The sequence below is a fragment of the Caldicellulosiruptor changbaiensis genome (assembly GCF_003999255.1).
In the GTDB taxonomy this organism is placed as follows: Bacteria; Bacillota; Thermoanaerobacteria; order Caldicellulosiruptorales; family Caldicellulosiruptoraceae; genus Caldicellulosiruptor; species Caldicellulosiruptor changbaiensis.
Genome location: NZ_CP034791.1, coordinates 2,802,951 through 2,819,727 on the forward strand (window position 1 = coordinate 2,802,951; position 16,777 = coordinate 2,819,727).

12 protein-coding genes are annotated in these 16,777 nt (G+C 35.6%); 1 reads left to right on the top strand and 11 read right to left on the bottom strand.

Going from position 1 to position 16,777, the window contains the following annotated elements:
- Positions 1-118: 118 nt before the first annotated feature.
- From ELD05_RS13420 to ELD05_RS13455, 8 genes are all read right to left on the bottom strand, one after another.
- On the bottom strand, positions 119-1,732 hold the full coding sequence (locus ELD05_RS13420) for an extracellular solute-binding protein (protein ID WP_127352822.1): 1,614 nt from the start codon (positions 1,730-1,732) through the stop codon (positions 119-121).
- A gap of 99 nt (positions 1,733-1,831) precedes the next feature.
- The gene (locus ELD05_RS13425) at positions 1,832-2,716 is read right to left on the bottom strand and encodes a carbohydrate ABC transporter permease (RefSeq protein ID WP_127352823.1); all 885 of its coding nucleotides are present in this window, start codon (positions 2,714-2,716) and stop codon (positions 1,832-1,834) included.
- Positions 2,717-2,763: 47 nt separating this feature from the next.
- Positions 2,764-3,720 (bottom strand): ABC transporter permease, encoded by a 957-nt coding sequence (locus ELD05_RS13430; protein WP_127352824.1) that lies wholly within the window; start codon positions 3,718-3,720, stop codon positions 2,764-2,766.
- A 215-nt stretch (positions 3,721-3,935) separates the two neighbouring features.
- Entirely contained in the window at positions 3,936-4,664 is a 729-nt protein-coding gene (gene yycI, locus ELD05_RS13435) for a two-component system regulatory protein YycI (protein WP_127352825.1), read from the bottom strand.
- A gap of 21 nt (positions 4,665-4,685) precedes the next feature.
- Positions 4,686-5,981, bottom strand: a complete 1,296-nt coding sequence (locus ELD05_RS13440) for a hypothetical protein (protein WP_127352826.1) — start codon at positions 5,979-5,981, stop codon at positions 4,686-4,688.
- Between the two features lie 15 nt (positions 5,982-5,996).
- Complete coding sequence (locus ELD05_RS13445) at positions 5,997-6,500, bottom strand: hypothetical protein (RefSeq protein ID WP_408609363.1); 504 nt, start codon at positions 6,498-6,500, stop codon at positions 5,997-5,999.
- 88 nt (positions 6,501-6,588) lie between these two features.
- Positions 6,589-8,286 carry an ATP-binding protein gene (locus ELD05_RS13450; RefSeq protein WP_127352827.1) on the bottom strand — a complete coding sequence of 566 codons (1,698 nt, stop codon included), beginning with the start codon at positions 8,284-8,286 and terminating at the stop codon, positions 6,589-6,591.
- A 45-nt stretch (positions 8,287-8,331) separates the two neighbouring features.
- The gene (locus tag ELD05_RS13455) at positions 8,332-9,024 is read right to left on the bottom strand and encodes a response regulator (protein WP_127352828.1); all 693 of its coding nucleotides are present in this window, start codon (positions 9,022-9,024) and stop codon (positions 8,332-8,334) included.
- Positions 9,025-9,189: 165 nt separating this feature from the next.
- Here ELD05_RS13455 and ELD05_RS13460 point away from each other — a divergent pair, with 165 nt between their 5' ends.
- Positions 9,190-9,684, top strand: coding sequence for a hypothetical protein (locus ELD05_RS13460; protein ID WP_127352829.1), 495 nt, complete (start codon positions 9,190-9,192; stop codon positions 9,682-9,684).
- Between the two features lie 43 nt (positions 9,685-9,727).
- On the opposite strand, the gene ELD05_RS13465 is transcribed toward ELD05_RS13460, so the two are convergent.
- The 3 genes from ELD05_RS13465 to ELD05_RS13475 all read right to left on the bottom strand — a co-directional run bounded on the left by ELD05_RS13465 (position 9,728) and on the right by ELD05_RS13475 (position 16,662).
- On the bottom strand, positions 9,728-11,359 hold the full coding sequence (locus ELD05_RS13465; RefSeq protein ID WP_127352830.1) for a CTP synthase: 1,632 nt from the start codon (positions 11,357-11,359) through the stop codon (positions 9,728-9,730).
- Between the two features lie 170 nt (positions 11,360-11,529).
- Positions 11,530-12,873, bottom strand: coding sequence for a hypothetical protein (locus ELD05_RS13470; RefSeq protein ID WP_164742613.1), 1,344 nt, complete (start codon positions 12,871-12,873; stop codon positions 11,530-11,532).
- 291 nt (positions 12,874-13,164) lie between these two features.
- Positions 13,165-16,662: an S-layer homology domain-containing protein gene (locus tag ELD05_RS13475; protein ID WP_127352832.1), complete on the bottom strand. Its 3,498-nt coding sequence runs from the start codon at positions 16,660-16,662 to the stop codon at positions 13,165-13,167.
- Positions 16,663-16,777: the final 115 nt, after the last annotated feature.

Here is a 16,777-nt window from a genome sequence, read left to right on the forward strand (position 1 = left end):
TTAATTTTCATTATAACAAAGTTAAAATCCCCTTCAATAAAAACAAAAAAGATTATTTTTAAAAAAGGCTGATGGCATTTACCAAAATACCATCAGCCTCTTTAAAAGTTGAACTAAATTACTTAAGTCCAAGTTTCTTTTTGTTCTCTTCTAACTTCTTTTGCTGCCATGCAAGTAATTTATCAAAGCCAATCTGTTTTTTGTAGTTCTGGAACTCTTTGAAAATCCTATCAAACTCAGCTGGTGATTTAGCCATAATGAGTTTTGGCAAAGTCTGACCCCATTTGAGAGCAATCTTTCGTGCGATAATACCCTCTGGGCTGTCAGCAGGTGGATTTAGATTGTCATACTGTGCATAGCTAACAGTTTTGCCAAGTGTCCAATCAGCCATCTGCTGCAGGTATGGTGGCATGCCAGGGTCCCACTGGGATACATATGGCCAGTCGCCAAGCATCCAGTAAGTGAGCTCTGCACCGTACTTCTTGTCAAATGTTGGTCTGTCTGTCTGCATAAGTTTTACAACCTCTGGTTTGAACTGTTCTTTGCCTTTGATTACATCCCATGTAACACCCTTTGGTCCAAGATAGAAATCCTTCTGACCCTCTGGGCTTAGCCAGTAGCTCATAAATCTTATAGCTCTCTTTGGATCCTTGTTATTTTTCGAAATCATAGTAAGTGTCCAACCTGCAATGCCAGGACCTGCAAGCTTTGGTTTTTCAAGTTTTGAGTTTGCTGGACCATCAACTGCTATATAAATCATGTTTGGATTTTTCTTGTAAAGTTCTTGCTGCTGAGCAACGAAATCTGTTCTCTGGTAAATCATGCTAAAATATCTTCCTTGAGCAATCTTCTCTTCCATCTGAGCTCTTTTGTCAATGAATACATCCTTTGCAATTAGTCCTCTCCTGTATGCTTCATTGAAAGTTTTGAGCCACCTGATATACTCTGGATGTGCCACAATGTCATAAAGCTTCCCATTTTTCTCGCGTGGAAGTGCTAAGAAATTCCACAGATAACTCTCTAATGAATAGCAACCTGTGTCGGTAAATTCATGGAATCCAATTGGGATAAGAGGTTGACCATTTACTTTTGGGAATTTCTTTTTAGCGTCAGCTAAAGCTTTCAAGAATGTATCTGGTTTTCTCATGTCAGGCTTGCCAAGAGCTTCGTACATATCTTTTCGTACAAGGAATGTTTGGTTGGAATAAATTTTTAACTTTGGATTCTGATAATCACTCGGTGTATAAGATGCGTTTGGATAGCCATAGACATGTCCATCTGGTTCTGTATACCAGCCAAGTCTTTGCTTGTTTGCAACTGTGAAGAAGTATGGATCATATTTCTTGGCAAGTTCATCTAAAGCATACACAAGCTTTCCTGCAATCATCTTTTTGACAGCTTCTTCCCACCAACCGAGAGTTATGAAGTCTGGAAGTGTGTTAGATGCAATCATAACATTGAGTTTTTCGTTTTCATTTCCAGCTGGAACTATGAAATTGATTTTTACACCTGTCTTTTTGGTGATGTAATCAGAAACTGCATTTCCGCCCCATTTTGTGCCGAACCATGAAAAGTTAATGTACCAGTCAAACGTGATAGGTTTTTTGCTATCTTCTTTCCAGCCTGGCTTGACAGAGCTTGCTGCACTGCCAATTGCAAATGGAATAATTGAAATAGCAAAAGCTACAACTACAATGACAGCAAACAGTTTTTTGAAATTAAACCCCTTCATACATCAAAACCTCCTTTTTGCAGTTCTTTATTTTTATCAACTGCACCCCTCGCAATTTTGAGTGCAGTCAATGCCCAAAATTTAATCACACCAAATCTTTTATCCTTTTATAGCACCAATCAAGAGTCCTTTGACAAAATACTTTTGCAAGAACGGATATACACATACAATTGGTAATGTGGTTATAACCATTGTAGCCATCTTAAGAGATTGTGAAGTTACATTCCTTGTTGCAATCCCCCCAGGTGCATATGCAAGCATCTGGTTCGATGTTACCTGAGCTATGACCTTGTACAAAAATGTTTGTATAGGCTGAAGCTTTGGATTGTTAATGAATATAACTCCCATGAAATAGTCATTCCAGTTGTAAACACCAACAAAGAGTGCAATTGTTGCTAAAACTGGTGTTGACAAGGGAAGTATTATACGCGTAAATATTACAAAGTCATTTGCTCCGTCAATTTTTGCAGACTCTTCAAGTTCAATTGGAAGTTCTCTGAAAAAGGCTTGGAAGATTATAAGATTATAAAAGTTGAACATCCCAGGTATTACATACACCCAGAAAGTATTGTAAAGTCCCAAACTTTTGATCAATAGAAAGTATGGTATGAGACCCCCTCCAAAAAAGAGGGTAATTGTCCCCATTGCCATGTAAATCTTTCTTCCCATAAGTTCTTTTCTCAAAAATGCGTATGCAACCATTGCAGTGAAAAACACATGCAGTGTTGTTGTTATAACTGTTCTTGCCACTGTTACCATAAATGCTGTTGTGATGTCGCTGTTGCTAAAAACAGTTTTGTAGTTGTCCAGGGTAAACTTTCGCGGCCAAAAGTAGATGCCGCCAAGCATGGCATCTTTTCCTTCATTAAATGAATACACTATGATGTACCACACTGGATATAGAGTTAGAAAACATATAATAAGCATCAATGTTACGTTAAACACGTTAAATATCTTATCTCCGAATGAAGATTTGATTTTCATTTTTCTGTGCACCTCTTTTCACAGCTCAAATTTACAGTATAAAGAAATTAGAATAATGATTTATCAGTAAGTTTCTTAGTTACACCATTTGCAGTAAGAAGCAATATTAGCGCTATTATCGACTTGAAAAGTCCTATTGCAGTTGCATACGAAAATCTAAAAGCTTCTATTCCCATTCGGTAAACATAAATATCAATTACATCCGAAGCATCTGCATTAAGCGGATTTCTGAGAACAAATATCTGGTCAAAGTTTGAATTCATAAGCCCACTTACTGCTAAAATAAACATAATAGCAATTGTACCAGAAATACAGGGTATGGTTATCTTGAACATCTTTGTAAATCTTCCTGCCCCATCTACAGTTGCTGCTTCATAAAGCTCTGGATCAATTCCAGCGATTGCAGCTAAGTATATTATCGCGTTCCAACCAAGTTCTTTCCAAACTTCAGATATAACCGCAATCCCCCAAAAATATTTTGGTTCTGCCAAGAAAGCTATAGGTTGCTTTAATATTCCTATTTTTGTTAAAATTATATTTATAAGACCTGTTTCTGATAGCCAGTTCATAAGTATTCCACCAAGCACAACCCAAGATATAAAATGAGGCAGGTAAGATATTGTTTGTACGGCTCTCTTAAACCGCACTGATGCAAGTTCATTTAAGAGTACAGCAAACAATATTGGTAAAGGAAATCCTACAAGAAGTTTGAAAAAGCTAATTCCCACAGTGTTTTTTATTATCAACCAGAATCTCTCATCAGAAAAGAATTCTTTAAAATTAGTAAGACCTATCCATGGTGATTTATTAAACCCCAATGTGATGTCGTATTCTTTAAATGCAATTATTATTCCATACATTGGTATGTAGTTAAAAATAATCATCCAAATTACACCTGGTATTGCCATTGCCTGAAGATATTTTTGTTCATTTAACTTGTGCAAAAATCTTCTAAAGCCATTTTGGCGGCTATGCTGCCTATTTGCTGAAATAGCTGATTCCATGAGATATCGCCTTCCTTCTGTAGAGGTTATACTTTTTATATTACATAAGCTACAATTTATCTTTCTGATTTTATTATAAAATGGGGCAAAGTCTATAAAAAAGATGGCTTTTTTAAGAAGTGGTATCTAAATTTAAGGTTTTTCGCAAAAAAATAAGCAGGGGACTATAAATTTTTCCCAATCCCCTGCTGGTACTCATTTACTTTTATCATTTCTCATTCCAACATCCCCGTAAACCCATTTATATAATAAACCTCGCCATCTGCAACAATTCGCCAAACTGGGACTGCCTGGCCTTGGATAACGTTGAAGTCTTTTAGATAGTAGCCAAACTTTATGTTCTGTATCTCTTTTATGTTTTTTTGCTGGTTTAAGAGATTGAAGATAGCCTCTAACGCTGAGATTGCCCTGCTTCTTTTGAATTCAAAACCCTGTGGAATAACCTTTGTGAAGATATAAAGAGTTGTATTTTTTTGCTTCTGTATTTTGAGCTTTCCATCAAATATTGGATAGCCTTTATAAACCTGAATATAGCTGCCATCATAATCCTTTATATAATCACTTTTATTTATATCGAAAAGCTCAAACGGGTCTTGGCTGTACTTTGATTCTAAAAAAAGTGTTTGATTTACTATCTTCAAATGATAGATGCTACTTTCAAACTCCTTTTGATATTTATCAACTCTTTTGCCAAAGAGCTTTATCAAGACATTGTCATACGCAGATTCAGTTTTTACGTTGAGTTTTGAAACATAATAAATTTTTTTATCAATCGTACAAGAAAGCTTTATAGAATTCTGAGCAAGTATATTTTGTGCTGTCTTGATTTGTTTATCTGTAAGGCTCTCTTCCTTTGGCAGTAAGTTTAAGTATTTTACAGCAAGGAAAAGTACCAAAGCCGCAAAAACCACAATTGCTATTGTTTTTACTTTTGACCAGTTCATTTTCCAAACAAAACTCCTTTTTTATTTAATTGTTTCAACATAGACTGTCCCGTTGTCTGTGTCAATTTGCCAATAGGGATAAGATGTATTTCCTGTTGCGATATATCTTAAACTTATATTTCTTATAAATATATCTCCTTTTCTCTCCTTTATAGTATCAATAGCTGCAATTCCACTGACCTTTATCTTAGCAGTTCTGACCGACATTGCATCAAAAAGATGACCAGAAATCTTTTTAAGCCTGCCATTAGAAATTTCTATATAACTGCAGTATTCGTTATCTGAAGGCATCAAGTCAATTCCATCAACTCTTGTTATGAGGTAAATCTTAGTTGTATTTTTGGAATTCTCAATTTTGTATACTCTAATGTCCTCATTTGTATAAAAATTTTTCATATAATTCATAAGAGCTTCTGTAATTGATTCTATTTTGTCACAAAATATATCTTTTGTAAACCTAAAAATGTAACTTCCATCAGATTTTATTACAAACTCTCGTCTCTCATCTGTTATCACAATCTCACCACATTTGAGTACATTCCTTTTGGTAAGTATTGTATCAGGAAAAAGACGCCTTATTATAAGTTCTTTTTTATAATCACTTTCCTTTATTTTAACCTCAGAAAACTGAATATTTGAAAACTCAACAGGAATTAGTGAATCTTTGCTCACAAGTTCTGTAAAACCAAGTCCATCTGACCAAGAAAATACAAGATAAGAGCTTTGCTCAATTCTATTCTCAAACTGAGAAAATCCATACTTCGGACAAGTTAATATTGCGGCTTCTTCTGTATTTGAGTTGAAAAAATAAACTTCAGTATTTGAATTTGACTCTTTTATAAAAACTTTGTCAAACTCAAAGGTCTTTTTGGAAGGCAAAATACTTCTTCTTGAAAGCTCATAAACAAACATATGAAAATCTATAAAATAGCCATAGTTAAAAAATATACTCTTGCTTGATTTAAACTCATCAATTTTCATTTTTTTAAATTTCAAACTATAATTCTTTTTCACAATGTTTTCTTTGAGGTTACTTACAAACTTAGAAATTACATCAAAGTATTCTTTTTGTGTACGCAAAACTCCAATGACTACATTCTTAGAGATATTCAAGTACATATCCTTTGGCGTTGCAAGGATAATATGAACTCTTTCCAAAAGCTCATCTTCTGAAAGTCTGTTTTCCCTAACATTTAGTGCATTTGCAAAGTCATCAAGGTTGTAATTAAAATACACCTTATAATACAAATAAATGCTGAGTATAACAAGTATACCCAGCACTATGCTCTTTATAGCTTCTTTTTTGATTCTGTTCATAAACCTACCCTCTTGTTATTTTGTAATTGAGTTTATCAAATTTGAAATGGCCTTTTCTACCTTTGCCAAAAAGCCTTCTTTCTTTTCATAATATACTTTAAGAATTGCAAGTTGCGTGTCACTGTCTTTTGTTGCAACAACTAAGATATAGGTATAGCCTTCACTCACATCAATCTTTTTTGCGAAATAACCAGACTTTCCCACTGTGATTTTGTCAACCAAATTATTCTGGCCAAAAGACTCTTTTTTGTCGTTTTTTGTATATATGCTAATCTCCGTGCCTTCGCTTCCTTTACCTGAGAGTACAAATGTTGATGTACTCAAGTTCTGCTCATAATCTGTAATCTCTATAAGAGTCTTTGTAGTAGAGCTTATTTTATTCCCATCTATCTCAATTGAATCTATATATCTTGCCTTGTGAAGGCTTTTTCCCTCAGCAAATGCTACTCCTATATTAAATAAAAGAAAAATTATAGTCAGCATAAACGCAAACGCTCGTTTCATTTTTATCACCAGCAACCAATGTATTACTCCTACTTATCATTATACAATTAAATTATTACAAAAGTGTTACAAAGCTATTAAGAGCACATTACAAAAGCTTTTTCTATAATGATTTTGCTGGAAGAACAACTGTAAATGTTGTACCGCTGCCTACTTTGCTCTCAACCAAAATCGTGCCGCCGTGAGCTTTTACAATCTCATCGGCAATTGAAAGCCCTAAGCCAGAACCGCCAAGTTCACGTGAGCGGGCCTTGTCAACCCTGTAAAACCTTTCGAATATCCGCGGTAGATCTTCTTCTGGAATACCAGGCCCGTTGTCTTTTACAATTATTTTTATTTTATCTTCTTCCTTTTGCAAGACAACATTTATCTGGCCACTTTCTTGAACATAGGTGACTGCATTGCTAATTAGGTTTATTAAAACCTGTTCTATCTTATCTCTGTCGACCATTGCAACAACATCTTGCAAGATACTGCAGCTCAAGGTTTGGTTCTTCTTCTTGGCATGAATTTTGAGCTTTTCACAGACAAACCTGACAAGCTCGCTCAAATTAACCTCTTCTAAATTCAAAATGTTCTCACCACTGTCAAGTCGCGACAAGTACAAAAGATCACTTACAAGCCTTGTCATCCTGTCACACTCTTTTATAATGACACTTAAGAACTGTTTTTTTGTCTCTTCATCGTCAACATCCAAAAGAGTTTCTGAATATGTCTTTATTGTTGTGATTGGAGTTCTGAGCTCATGTGAAACATTTGCCACAAACTGTTTTCTCATACTGTCAAGTCTTGCCTGCTGGGTTATATCATGAATTATGAAAATAAGTCCATGGTTCATATACGAATCTATAAAGGTTGCCTTGCTGACCTCTAATGTAAGGTCATCTGTTGTGTAAATTGTAACCTCTGTATCTGAGTTGCTTTCCTTCCCCATTTTGTTTATAAACTCTTCTACTCTGCCATTTAAAAACTTATTAGCACTTTCATTTATGTGAATTATTTCATTCTTTGAATTTATTGCAACAACTCCATCAGACATGTTCTGAAGGATTCTTTCCAACTTTTGTTTTTCAAACTCAAGCTCTGAGATATACATTTTGATATTCCTTGCCATCTTTGCAAAAGCATCTGCAAGCTTTCCTATCTCATCTTTGGAATTTATATCTATCTTAACATCAAGGTTGCCATTTGCCATCTCAAGCGCCTGTTTTGTAAGTTTTCTTAAAGGGGTTGAAAGTGTCTTGGCAAACAAAAAACCAATCAAAAGCGAAAAGGTTATAGCAACTACATATGCCATAAGAAGGATATTTTTTATGTCTCTAACTGTGCCAAGGACATTTTGGCTAGATACCTCTAAATACAAAGCTCTTTGAACCACTTTACCATCTTTGATGGGAAAGGAAAATATTAAAACCTGTCTTTCATTATCTTGTTTGACAACTTTATAACCTGCTAAACTATTTAAAATCTCATCAGATGGAAAAAAATCAATAGTTAGCCTTGGAAATGAAGCAATCAAGCGCCCTTGTGAATCTGTCACAATGAGCTTACTAATCATAAATCCAAACTGGCTTTCTTTCATTGTCTGGTCAATTATATCCTGGATTTCTGAACTCTTTAGGCGCTTGTCCTGCAAAAGTTTAAGCAGTGAAGACTGTGCCATGAACTCTATCTTTTTTTGCACATCCTCAAAAAAATAATTCTTCACCCTGTCGATGATAAAAAAGCTTGAGATAAACATCACCATCAAAATCAAAAGCCCAAAGACAATAATAAGTCTACTTTCTATACTTTTTGTCATCTTTTTCTATATTCCCCTTTAAATCTTTAATTTAAAACCTTTACATTATACATTTGGATTGAAATAGTACCCAATTCCTCTTTTTGTCAGAATAAAAACTGGCTCTGACGGGTTGTCTTCTATCTTTTCGCGAAGTCTTCTCACTGTCACATCAACTGTTCTAACATCGCCATAGTATTCATAATCCCATACCTTTTCTAAAAGCTCTTCTCTTGAAAAAACTTGACCTTTCTGAGACATCAAAAACTTCAAAAGTTCATACTCCCGAACAGTAAGCTCAATAATCTTCCCGTCTTTTTTTACCTCAAATGTCTCAGGATTTAAAGTGAGTTTTCCTGCTTTTAACACTTTCCCATCACTATTTGACTGCTGAGAAGTGCGCCTTAAATTTGCCCTGATTCTTGCAATAAGCTCTCTTATGCCAAACGGCTTTGTTATGTAATCATCAGCGCCAAGCTCCAAACCCAAAACCTTGTCAACCTCGTCTGCTTTGGCTGTTATCATTATAATTGGCACTTCGGAAAACTCTCTAACCTTTTTGCATACTGTAAAACCGTCCATTTTGGGAAGCATCACATCAAGCAAGATCATATCAAAGCTCTCATTCTTAATTTTATTTAGCGCATCCTCTCCATCGTATGAGGTTGTGATCTTATATCCTTCCTTTTCTAAGTTGAACTTGATTATATCAACAATAGGTTTTTCATCATCAACAACCAAAATATGTGCTTTAGACATCTTTTAGAAGATCCCCCTTTGAATATTCTACATTATGATAATTTAATTATACAACAACCACACTTTTTATTGTATAATTGTTTTGGAACATCTTCTTTGAGAAACAAAAGTGCAAAAAGGAGGGAAAAAAGCTCTTAAAATACATTTTTAAGAGCTATAAATGCTATGGAAAATAGAAATTTAGCTCTTGAGGTTTTTTTGTGGCTTGTCATATACCTTTGCTTTTTTGCAGGTGTAAATTTATTTTTGTCTGACAAAGTGCTTCTTTTTATTTGGTCCATTATATGTACATTGACAATCTTTTTAATTACCATTCTTCTTAGATTTTACATAACATCAACACTTTTACTTTTACCAGGCTTTTTAATCTCATGCCTTCTTGCGATCTTTTTCATGTTCAATGTACAATATGCAGCCTTCTACAATCTTTTGCTTCAGATTTTCTCCATACATCTGATGGGATTTGTTGAATACTCAAGAGAAACCCTTACAAAGATAATCTTACAGCGGCCAGCTTATATCTATATCCATGTTGGACTAAATCTTGTGCTGTTTTTAATCCATATTGTTGTAATGTACCTTGTTTCAGAAACTTCCCGTACAAAAACCTCATATTCTCGCAAGCTTGATTTTACATACACACGCCGTCGAAGAAGATAAGTTGAGTACTTTGTGAAGTAAAAAAATGGGGACCCCTCACTCTCTAAGAGTGTGTCCCCTCTTTTTTACTCCTATTTTCCAAAGATGCTCTTATGAAGTCTGTAAAGATTGGATGTGGCTTTTGTGGTCGTGACTTGAACTCAGGATGAAATTGTACACCCACAAACCACGGATGGTCTTTCAGTTCAATTATCTCAACAAGCCTTCTGTCTGGAGATATTCCTGAAAATACCACTCCTGCTTGTCTGAATCTCTCTTTAAATTCGTTGTTGAACTCATATCTGTGCCTGTGACGTTCATATACAAGCTCATCGTTGTAAATTCTGTGTGCAAGCGTTCCTTCTTCAAGCTTGCACGGATAAAGTCCAAGCCGCATTGTACCACCTTTTGTAAAAATCTCCTTTTGTTCCGGCATGATGTCAATCACAGGGTATGGAGTGTTCTCGTCAAACTCTGTAGAGTTTGCTTTTTCAAGCCCAAGTACATTTCTTGCAAACTCTATCACAGCACACTGCATCCCAAGACATATTCCAAAAAACGGAATCTTGTTTTCCCTTGCATATCTTATAGCTGCAATCTTGCCTTCAATTCCTCTGTCGCCAAATCCGCCCGGCACCAAAATCCCATCTGCCTCTTTTAAGAGTTCATGCGCATTTTCATAAGTAACATGCTCTGCGTTGATCCACAAAATTTCAACGTGACTATCATTTGCAATTCCTGCATGTTTTAGTGCCTCTGCAACAGACAAATACGCATCGTGGAGCTCAACATATTTTCCAACAAGCGCAATGTTGACAGTATTTTTGAGGTTCTTTTCCTTGTTGACTATCTCTATCCAATCAGAAAGGTCTGGCTTTGTACATGCAAAACCAAGCTTTTCGCAGATAATCTCCCCAAGTCCTTCCTCTTCCAGCATAAGTGGCACTTCATAAAGACTTTCTGCGTCTATATTCTGGATTACATATTCAGGCTTGAGATTGCAAAATAGGGCAATTTTTGCTTTGAGCTCAGGTGAAAGAGGCTTTTCTGTCCTGCAGACAATTATATCTGGCTGAATACCAATTGACCGAAGCTCTTTTACAGAGTGCTGTGTGGGTTTTGTCTTAAGCTCACCAGACTTTGAAAGATATGGCACAAGCGTCACATGAACGTACAGAACATTTTCTTTTCCAATGTCTGTTGCAACCTGTCTTATTGCCTCCAAAAATGGAAGGCTTTCAATGTCGCCTACTGTTCCGCCAATCTCTGTTATTACAACATCTGTTGAGTTGCTCTTGCCAAGCCTGTAGATTCTCTCTTTTATCTCATTTGTAATATGAGGTATTACCTGAACCGTGCCACCAAGAAAATCGCCACGTCTCTCCCTTTGAATTACAGACCAGTAAATTTTCCCTGTTGTGACATTGCTATTTTTTGTAAGGTTTTCATCAATGAACCTTTCATAGTGACCAAGATCTAAGTCGGTCTCTGCACCATCGTCTGTGACAAAGACCTCTCCGTGCTGATATGGACTCATAGTACCTGGGTCAACGTTTATATATGGGTCAAATTTCTGCATGGTAACTTTTAAGCCCCGAGCTTTCAAAAGCCTTCCAATTGACGCAGCAGTTATGCCTTTTCCAAGTCCGGACACTACCCCGCCTGTGACAAAGATGTATTTTACTTGCTTTTCCATTTTTAAGATGACCTCCGCCAATCTATGTTAATTTATTTTCTTTTCATTACATCCACATTAACTTTAATATTTTAATTTATTTACATCAGGTTATCAATGGAGTTATTTTGTTTGAAATACAAAAATAAGGCTATCCTCTCGTTTCCTTCCCGAGGATAGCCACTTTTCAATTATCTTTTACTCTCTTTTCTGATAAGCTGTGTGTTGATTATTTGATTGTAAATCTTAGCCTTTTGAATATATGACTCTTTTCGCAAACCACCTGATCCTGCAGTAAGTGGGTAAATTGTAATTTCTTTGTCGATAATAACATCAATGTCATACGGTGATAGTGGTAATACTATTCTAAATGTTGAATTTAGATCACCTACTACATCAAGTACAATTATACGCCAACTATTAGTATTGTCAATAAAACCAAGATGTCCTGTAAACAATTCATATGGAGTACTATTTGAAATAGTATACGTTCTAATTGGATAAATGCCAGCAATACCCATCCATATAATATGCATATCTCCATTATTTTCTATAAGCTGCTGAGGTACAGTATCCCCACCCACAACGTAGTTCTGACTATTGGTTGGAATATAAATATCAATTATAATGTCATCCTTTTCATATACCATATCAAGCGTTGTTGGAATAAAATCCCAGCTTCCTTCTGGTCGACGTTCACAGTTCAAGACTATTTTGCTTCTGTCAACTCTCAAATCAACAGTATATTGCTGAGGCGTACCTTCTGGAATAATTAGTTTTTGCAAAGGTTTGTACACTAATGATGCTGCAACATCATCTTCTATATCATACGGGTTATGGGCCAAAATCCATACCCAACCATAATCACCCGGTGCAAAATAAGCCTTTCTCGAGTGCCCCATCGATGACACAACAAATTCTCCATCATAGTCAAAGTCGAAACCAAGTAACAGCTTGTCTCCCATTCCAACGCCGCCTTCGGTAAATCCTGGTATATATTGAATCTGATTAAACTGAGACAAATCAATTGAAGTTACACTATCTTGTGTTACCTGTAAAATCGAATAGTAAAAATCTTGAGAATTTGTTTCTGAATTATAATTAGCAACTTTTAAAATGTATTCTCCGTTTGTAAGAACAAGCGGAAGATTTCCTTCTGAGTTTGTGCTGCCTACAAACAGCTCCTTGAAGGTATCTTTGTCAATCACATAAACGTCTGCACCGACAACTGCATAAGCACTGTTACACACACTTAAAAGTACATAAGAATCGTATGCATCGTTACAAACTGTAAGTTGGATCGGGTCATAGCTGTCAAATGTTAAACTTTTCTTTATTACAAAACCTAAACCATAGAAAATTAGATCATTCTCGCGCCACCTGCTAAGTCCAACCTGTCGCTGACCACCCGTGACTTTCAAGAAGTTCAAACCATCTGAGATATAAAATTCATCAATTGGTTGATTGTCAATATTTAAACTTATTGTCACCGGCTTCAGTTTTTCAACAACTTTAATGTATCCTTTGTCTTCCATAAAAGAGGTTATATAAATCTGGTAAGATATCATCTCAGTAGGCTTTAAATTGAATGTTATTGTACCATCAGCAGAAGTATAGCCAGTAAATACAATATCTTCAACTCCTGCTTGGTTGAATTTCGTTATTGTAATAAGTTTATTGGCTTGTAGTTCACCTTTATAGTTTTTGACAACTATTGTTACAATATTGTCTTCGTTGTAATAAACATCCTGTGGAATGGTTTCAACATTGTAATAGTTGCCATAACTGTAATCTGTAGCCGTAGCAGCAGGATAAAGGTTTCTTTCCTACTCATGCGTTAACTCAATTTTACTATCTGGAACATTGAAAAAGGCATGTTCAACATAATTGCCCCAGTCTGGGTCATCCCATGTTGCATCTAAATGATACCAATTATTTTCTAAGCTTACCATATTCCATGCATGGGCTTCTTTTGAATTACCTACACCTGCCATACCATAGATCTCTTTTGAGTCTATGCTTGCATCCTCTAAAAGCGCAAGCATAGCTGTTGCATAACCGTTGCAAACCGCAATACCATTAATTAGTGCACCATAAGCTGTATGTGACTCATAAGGTATGTTGTTGTTAAGATACCCTTCCAAATCGTACTGGGTGTGCAAAACAAGCCAGTCATGCAAACCTAAAACTTTATCATAGTCATTGTAAGTCTGGTCTACAACTGTAGATACTATTTGCAATGCCTTTTGTTCAGCCGCTTGTCTTCTTGTAAGACCCTCGTCTTTGCTGAAAAGGTAAACAGGCCATATCATGTAGAGGTTTTCACTGGTGAGATTAAAGCTCAGTCCAAACATTCCATTCAATCCGTATTCAAAAGTAAGCGGCCTTTCTGTCATGAGTTCAAAATATATTTTGTTGGCAAGAAGATTGAGGTCACAAGTTTCACTTGCCGGAAGACTGAGTGCTAAAAAGTCACTTGCTTCACTGTCAATTTTATCACACACAAAGTATACAGCACTTGTAGTTGTATTTTGTGGATATACATAACCTCTACTGTCACCATTTTGATTGTCTATAGAAAGCGAAATACTGCTTGTAATAGAACTTCCATAAAGCAAACCTATTTCTGCCGTAAATACTACACTAACGGTACCATCTTGAAGATTTCTTGGCAAATACCCGAGCACATGCGAAATATTATTATCTTCTATTGTTGTACAAAGAAGTTCAATATTATTCTTTACATCTCCACTTGATATATATGCTACAATATCACTTGCTTTAAACAATAGTGCTGTATCTGACATCTTTTCAGATGGCTTTAACAAAGCTAAGTTCAGCCCACTTTTCGTCTTTAAAATCACTACAAAATCTACAAGAGAACCTGCCTTTATAGAAGCAAATTCATTTCCATCTATATTAGTAGCATATACACTGCTTGAGACATTATCTATTGAAAGGTCTACATTCACAAAGCACTGTTCGTCGCTTCCTGTCGCATCAACTACAATTGGACTACTGCCTGTTGGTACTTTATACGAATAATCAACCTCTTTACTGTTTTCATCGTATGTCTTTATAAAAACTTCTTCCAGATTATAAACTCCTCTTTGCAGATATATATCATTTTCCCCAGAGAGTTCAAACCAGCTACCGTTTAATTTTACAGATACACTTTTTTGTAAAGTGCCAATACCAGAAAAATTGAATATAACTCTTTTAAAAGAGCTGAAATTAAATGAAAAAGCTTGTCCTGACTGTTGGAGATTAAAATCTCTCATAAAATATAGCTTACCATCCTGAGTATCTTTTGCTACCTTGATTGAATAACTGCCCGCATCTGCTGTAATTTTTAGCTGACTTGAAGAAATATTTAACTTTACATCATCAATTGTAAAAACATCAGTTTTTGAGCTATTGATAATTGAAAACTCATAGTTATTGAGGGGTTGGTTATTTATGCTAAAATCCAGTGTAGCTTGTATATAATTTGGTAATGTTGTGTCTGCAACAAGTCTCACAATACCGTTTCCAACTGACAGATTATCTAAGATGGTATATATAAGCCCATTTTGATTATCATATGACCATATTAAAGCTTTGTATCCATCAACAGCAGGTACAATGAATGAAACTTGTTCAGCTGTGGCAGATTTAATCTCAGAAAATTGCTTAGCTTGATTTACTAATTTTACATTAAATCCACTTAAAAAGTTACCATTTGCCGACTTTAACTTAAAGGTCAAAACTCCTTCAGTTGGTTTAATTGCGTACAAAAGACCATAATAGTCTTTGCCATCTACATTTATAACTATTTCTTTGCTATCCTGAACTGATAAAGTAAATGTTGCACTACCTAAGGAATTTGTATAAGCAGACCGCCCTTCAATCCTTACAACCTTGTTTGGCAACAAATTCCCCGCTGTATCCTTCACTGTAACTGTTACTTGGACGTTCTGACCAACAGGGATGGTTTCTTTGTCAACTAACACTACATTTACAGGTCCATATTGAATACTTGTTCCAGAACCCGAAGAACCACCACCATATACACTTCCTCCACCTGTATAGCCACCAGTTGAGGTGCCTGAAGATATATTTCCAGTTGACGTTCCAGTATTTGTTTGCACACCTGAAGTATTATTAGATGTTTGAGATGTAGTGCCACTTTGTGTTGACTCCTGCGAAGTATTGGTATTTGTAGATTGAGTCTTTTTCTCATTTTCATTGGTATTGGTAATTGTTAGTATAGCGCCTTGCTGGACCTCCTTATCATTTACTTTTACATCTTTTGCATTTACTGCTATCCTCTCTATTTTGCCTTCTGCCTTCAAAATTGTTTTGTCAGCTCTGATATCTATTGTGTTCACCTCTGCAGTCTTTTCAACTAAAATATAAGCTGGCTTCTCAATCACAACTTTGACTATCCTTGAATTTCCGCTAATGTTTATTTTTGTAGTTGCTTGTTTGTTCTCAACTATAACTGCAGAAGCTTTAACATCTTTCAAAACAACACTGTGTTCTCCTCCGCCACGAACAATGATATTACCGTTTACCTGCGTATTAGTAATGGTAACATCTCCATCTTTTGTCCCCTCTGTTATCAAGCAGTTTTTACTCACACTAAATCCTGACACCCTAACACCCGGACTGCTAATAATCAAATTTTCTCTGACTTCTCTTCCTACATATACACCTTTTTTTGATAGCAAAAGCCCAACAATGTTATCTAAAATAGTTAATGTCTCAGCTCTTGTAATGTAATTCTTAGGCTTTATTGAATTGTCAGCATAGCCCCTCATATATCCGTTTTCAACCATTGCGGATAAATACTCTTTTGCCCACTCTGCCACTTGGTTATAATCGGAAAACTTCGAAAGAACATTGCTCTGTGATTTGTTAATACCAAATACCTTTGCCAAAAGACATGCTGCTTCTTCTCTTGTTATATTATTTTTAGGCTTAAATGTACCATCAGGATACCCACTTATATAATCAGCAAGATTTTTAACAGCAGAGTAAAACCAATCATTTTCTTTTACATCTATAAAATTAATTTCGGGCTTGACTAAAGCATCACCAATTACTCTGCTCACAAGCTGAGCAAATTCAGCCCTTGTAATAGCATTTGAGGGTTTAAAAGTGCCATCAGAATAACCATTTGCCACATTGTATGTATTTGCCCATCTCTCAATTACATCTTTTGCCCAGTGATTTGATGTGTCTTTAAAACCTTTTGCAAAAACAGCTGGGTTTATAAAACCCAATACAAAAGATATTATCACTACCCATGATAGCAGTCTAAAAGCTTTCTTTGAATTCAAATCTACTCCCTTCCCTCCAGGTAAGATTTGTATTTAATTTTGCTCTCTACAGACATCTTTAGCAAATATTATAATGTTTAACCCTATTTATGTCAATCTTTCAGATAGTAGTTAA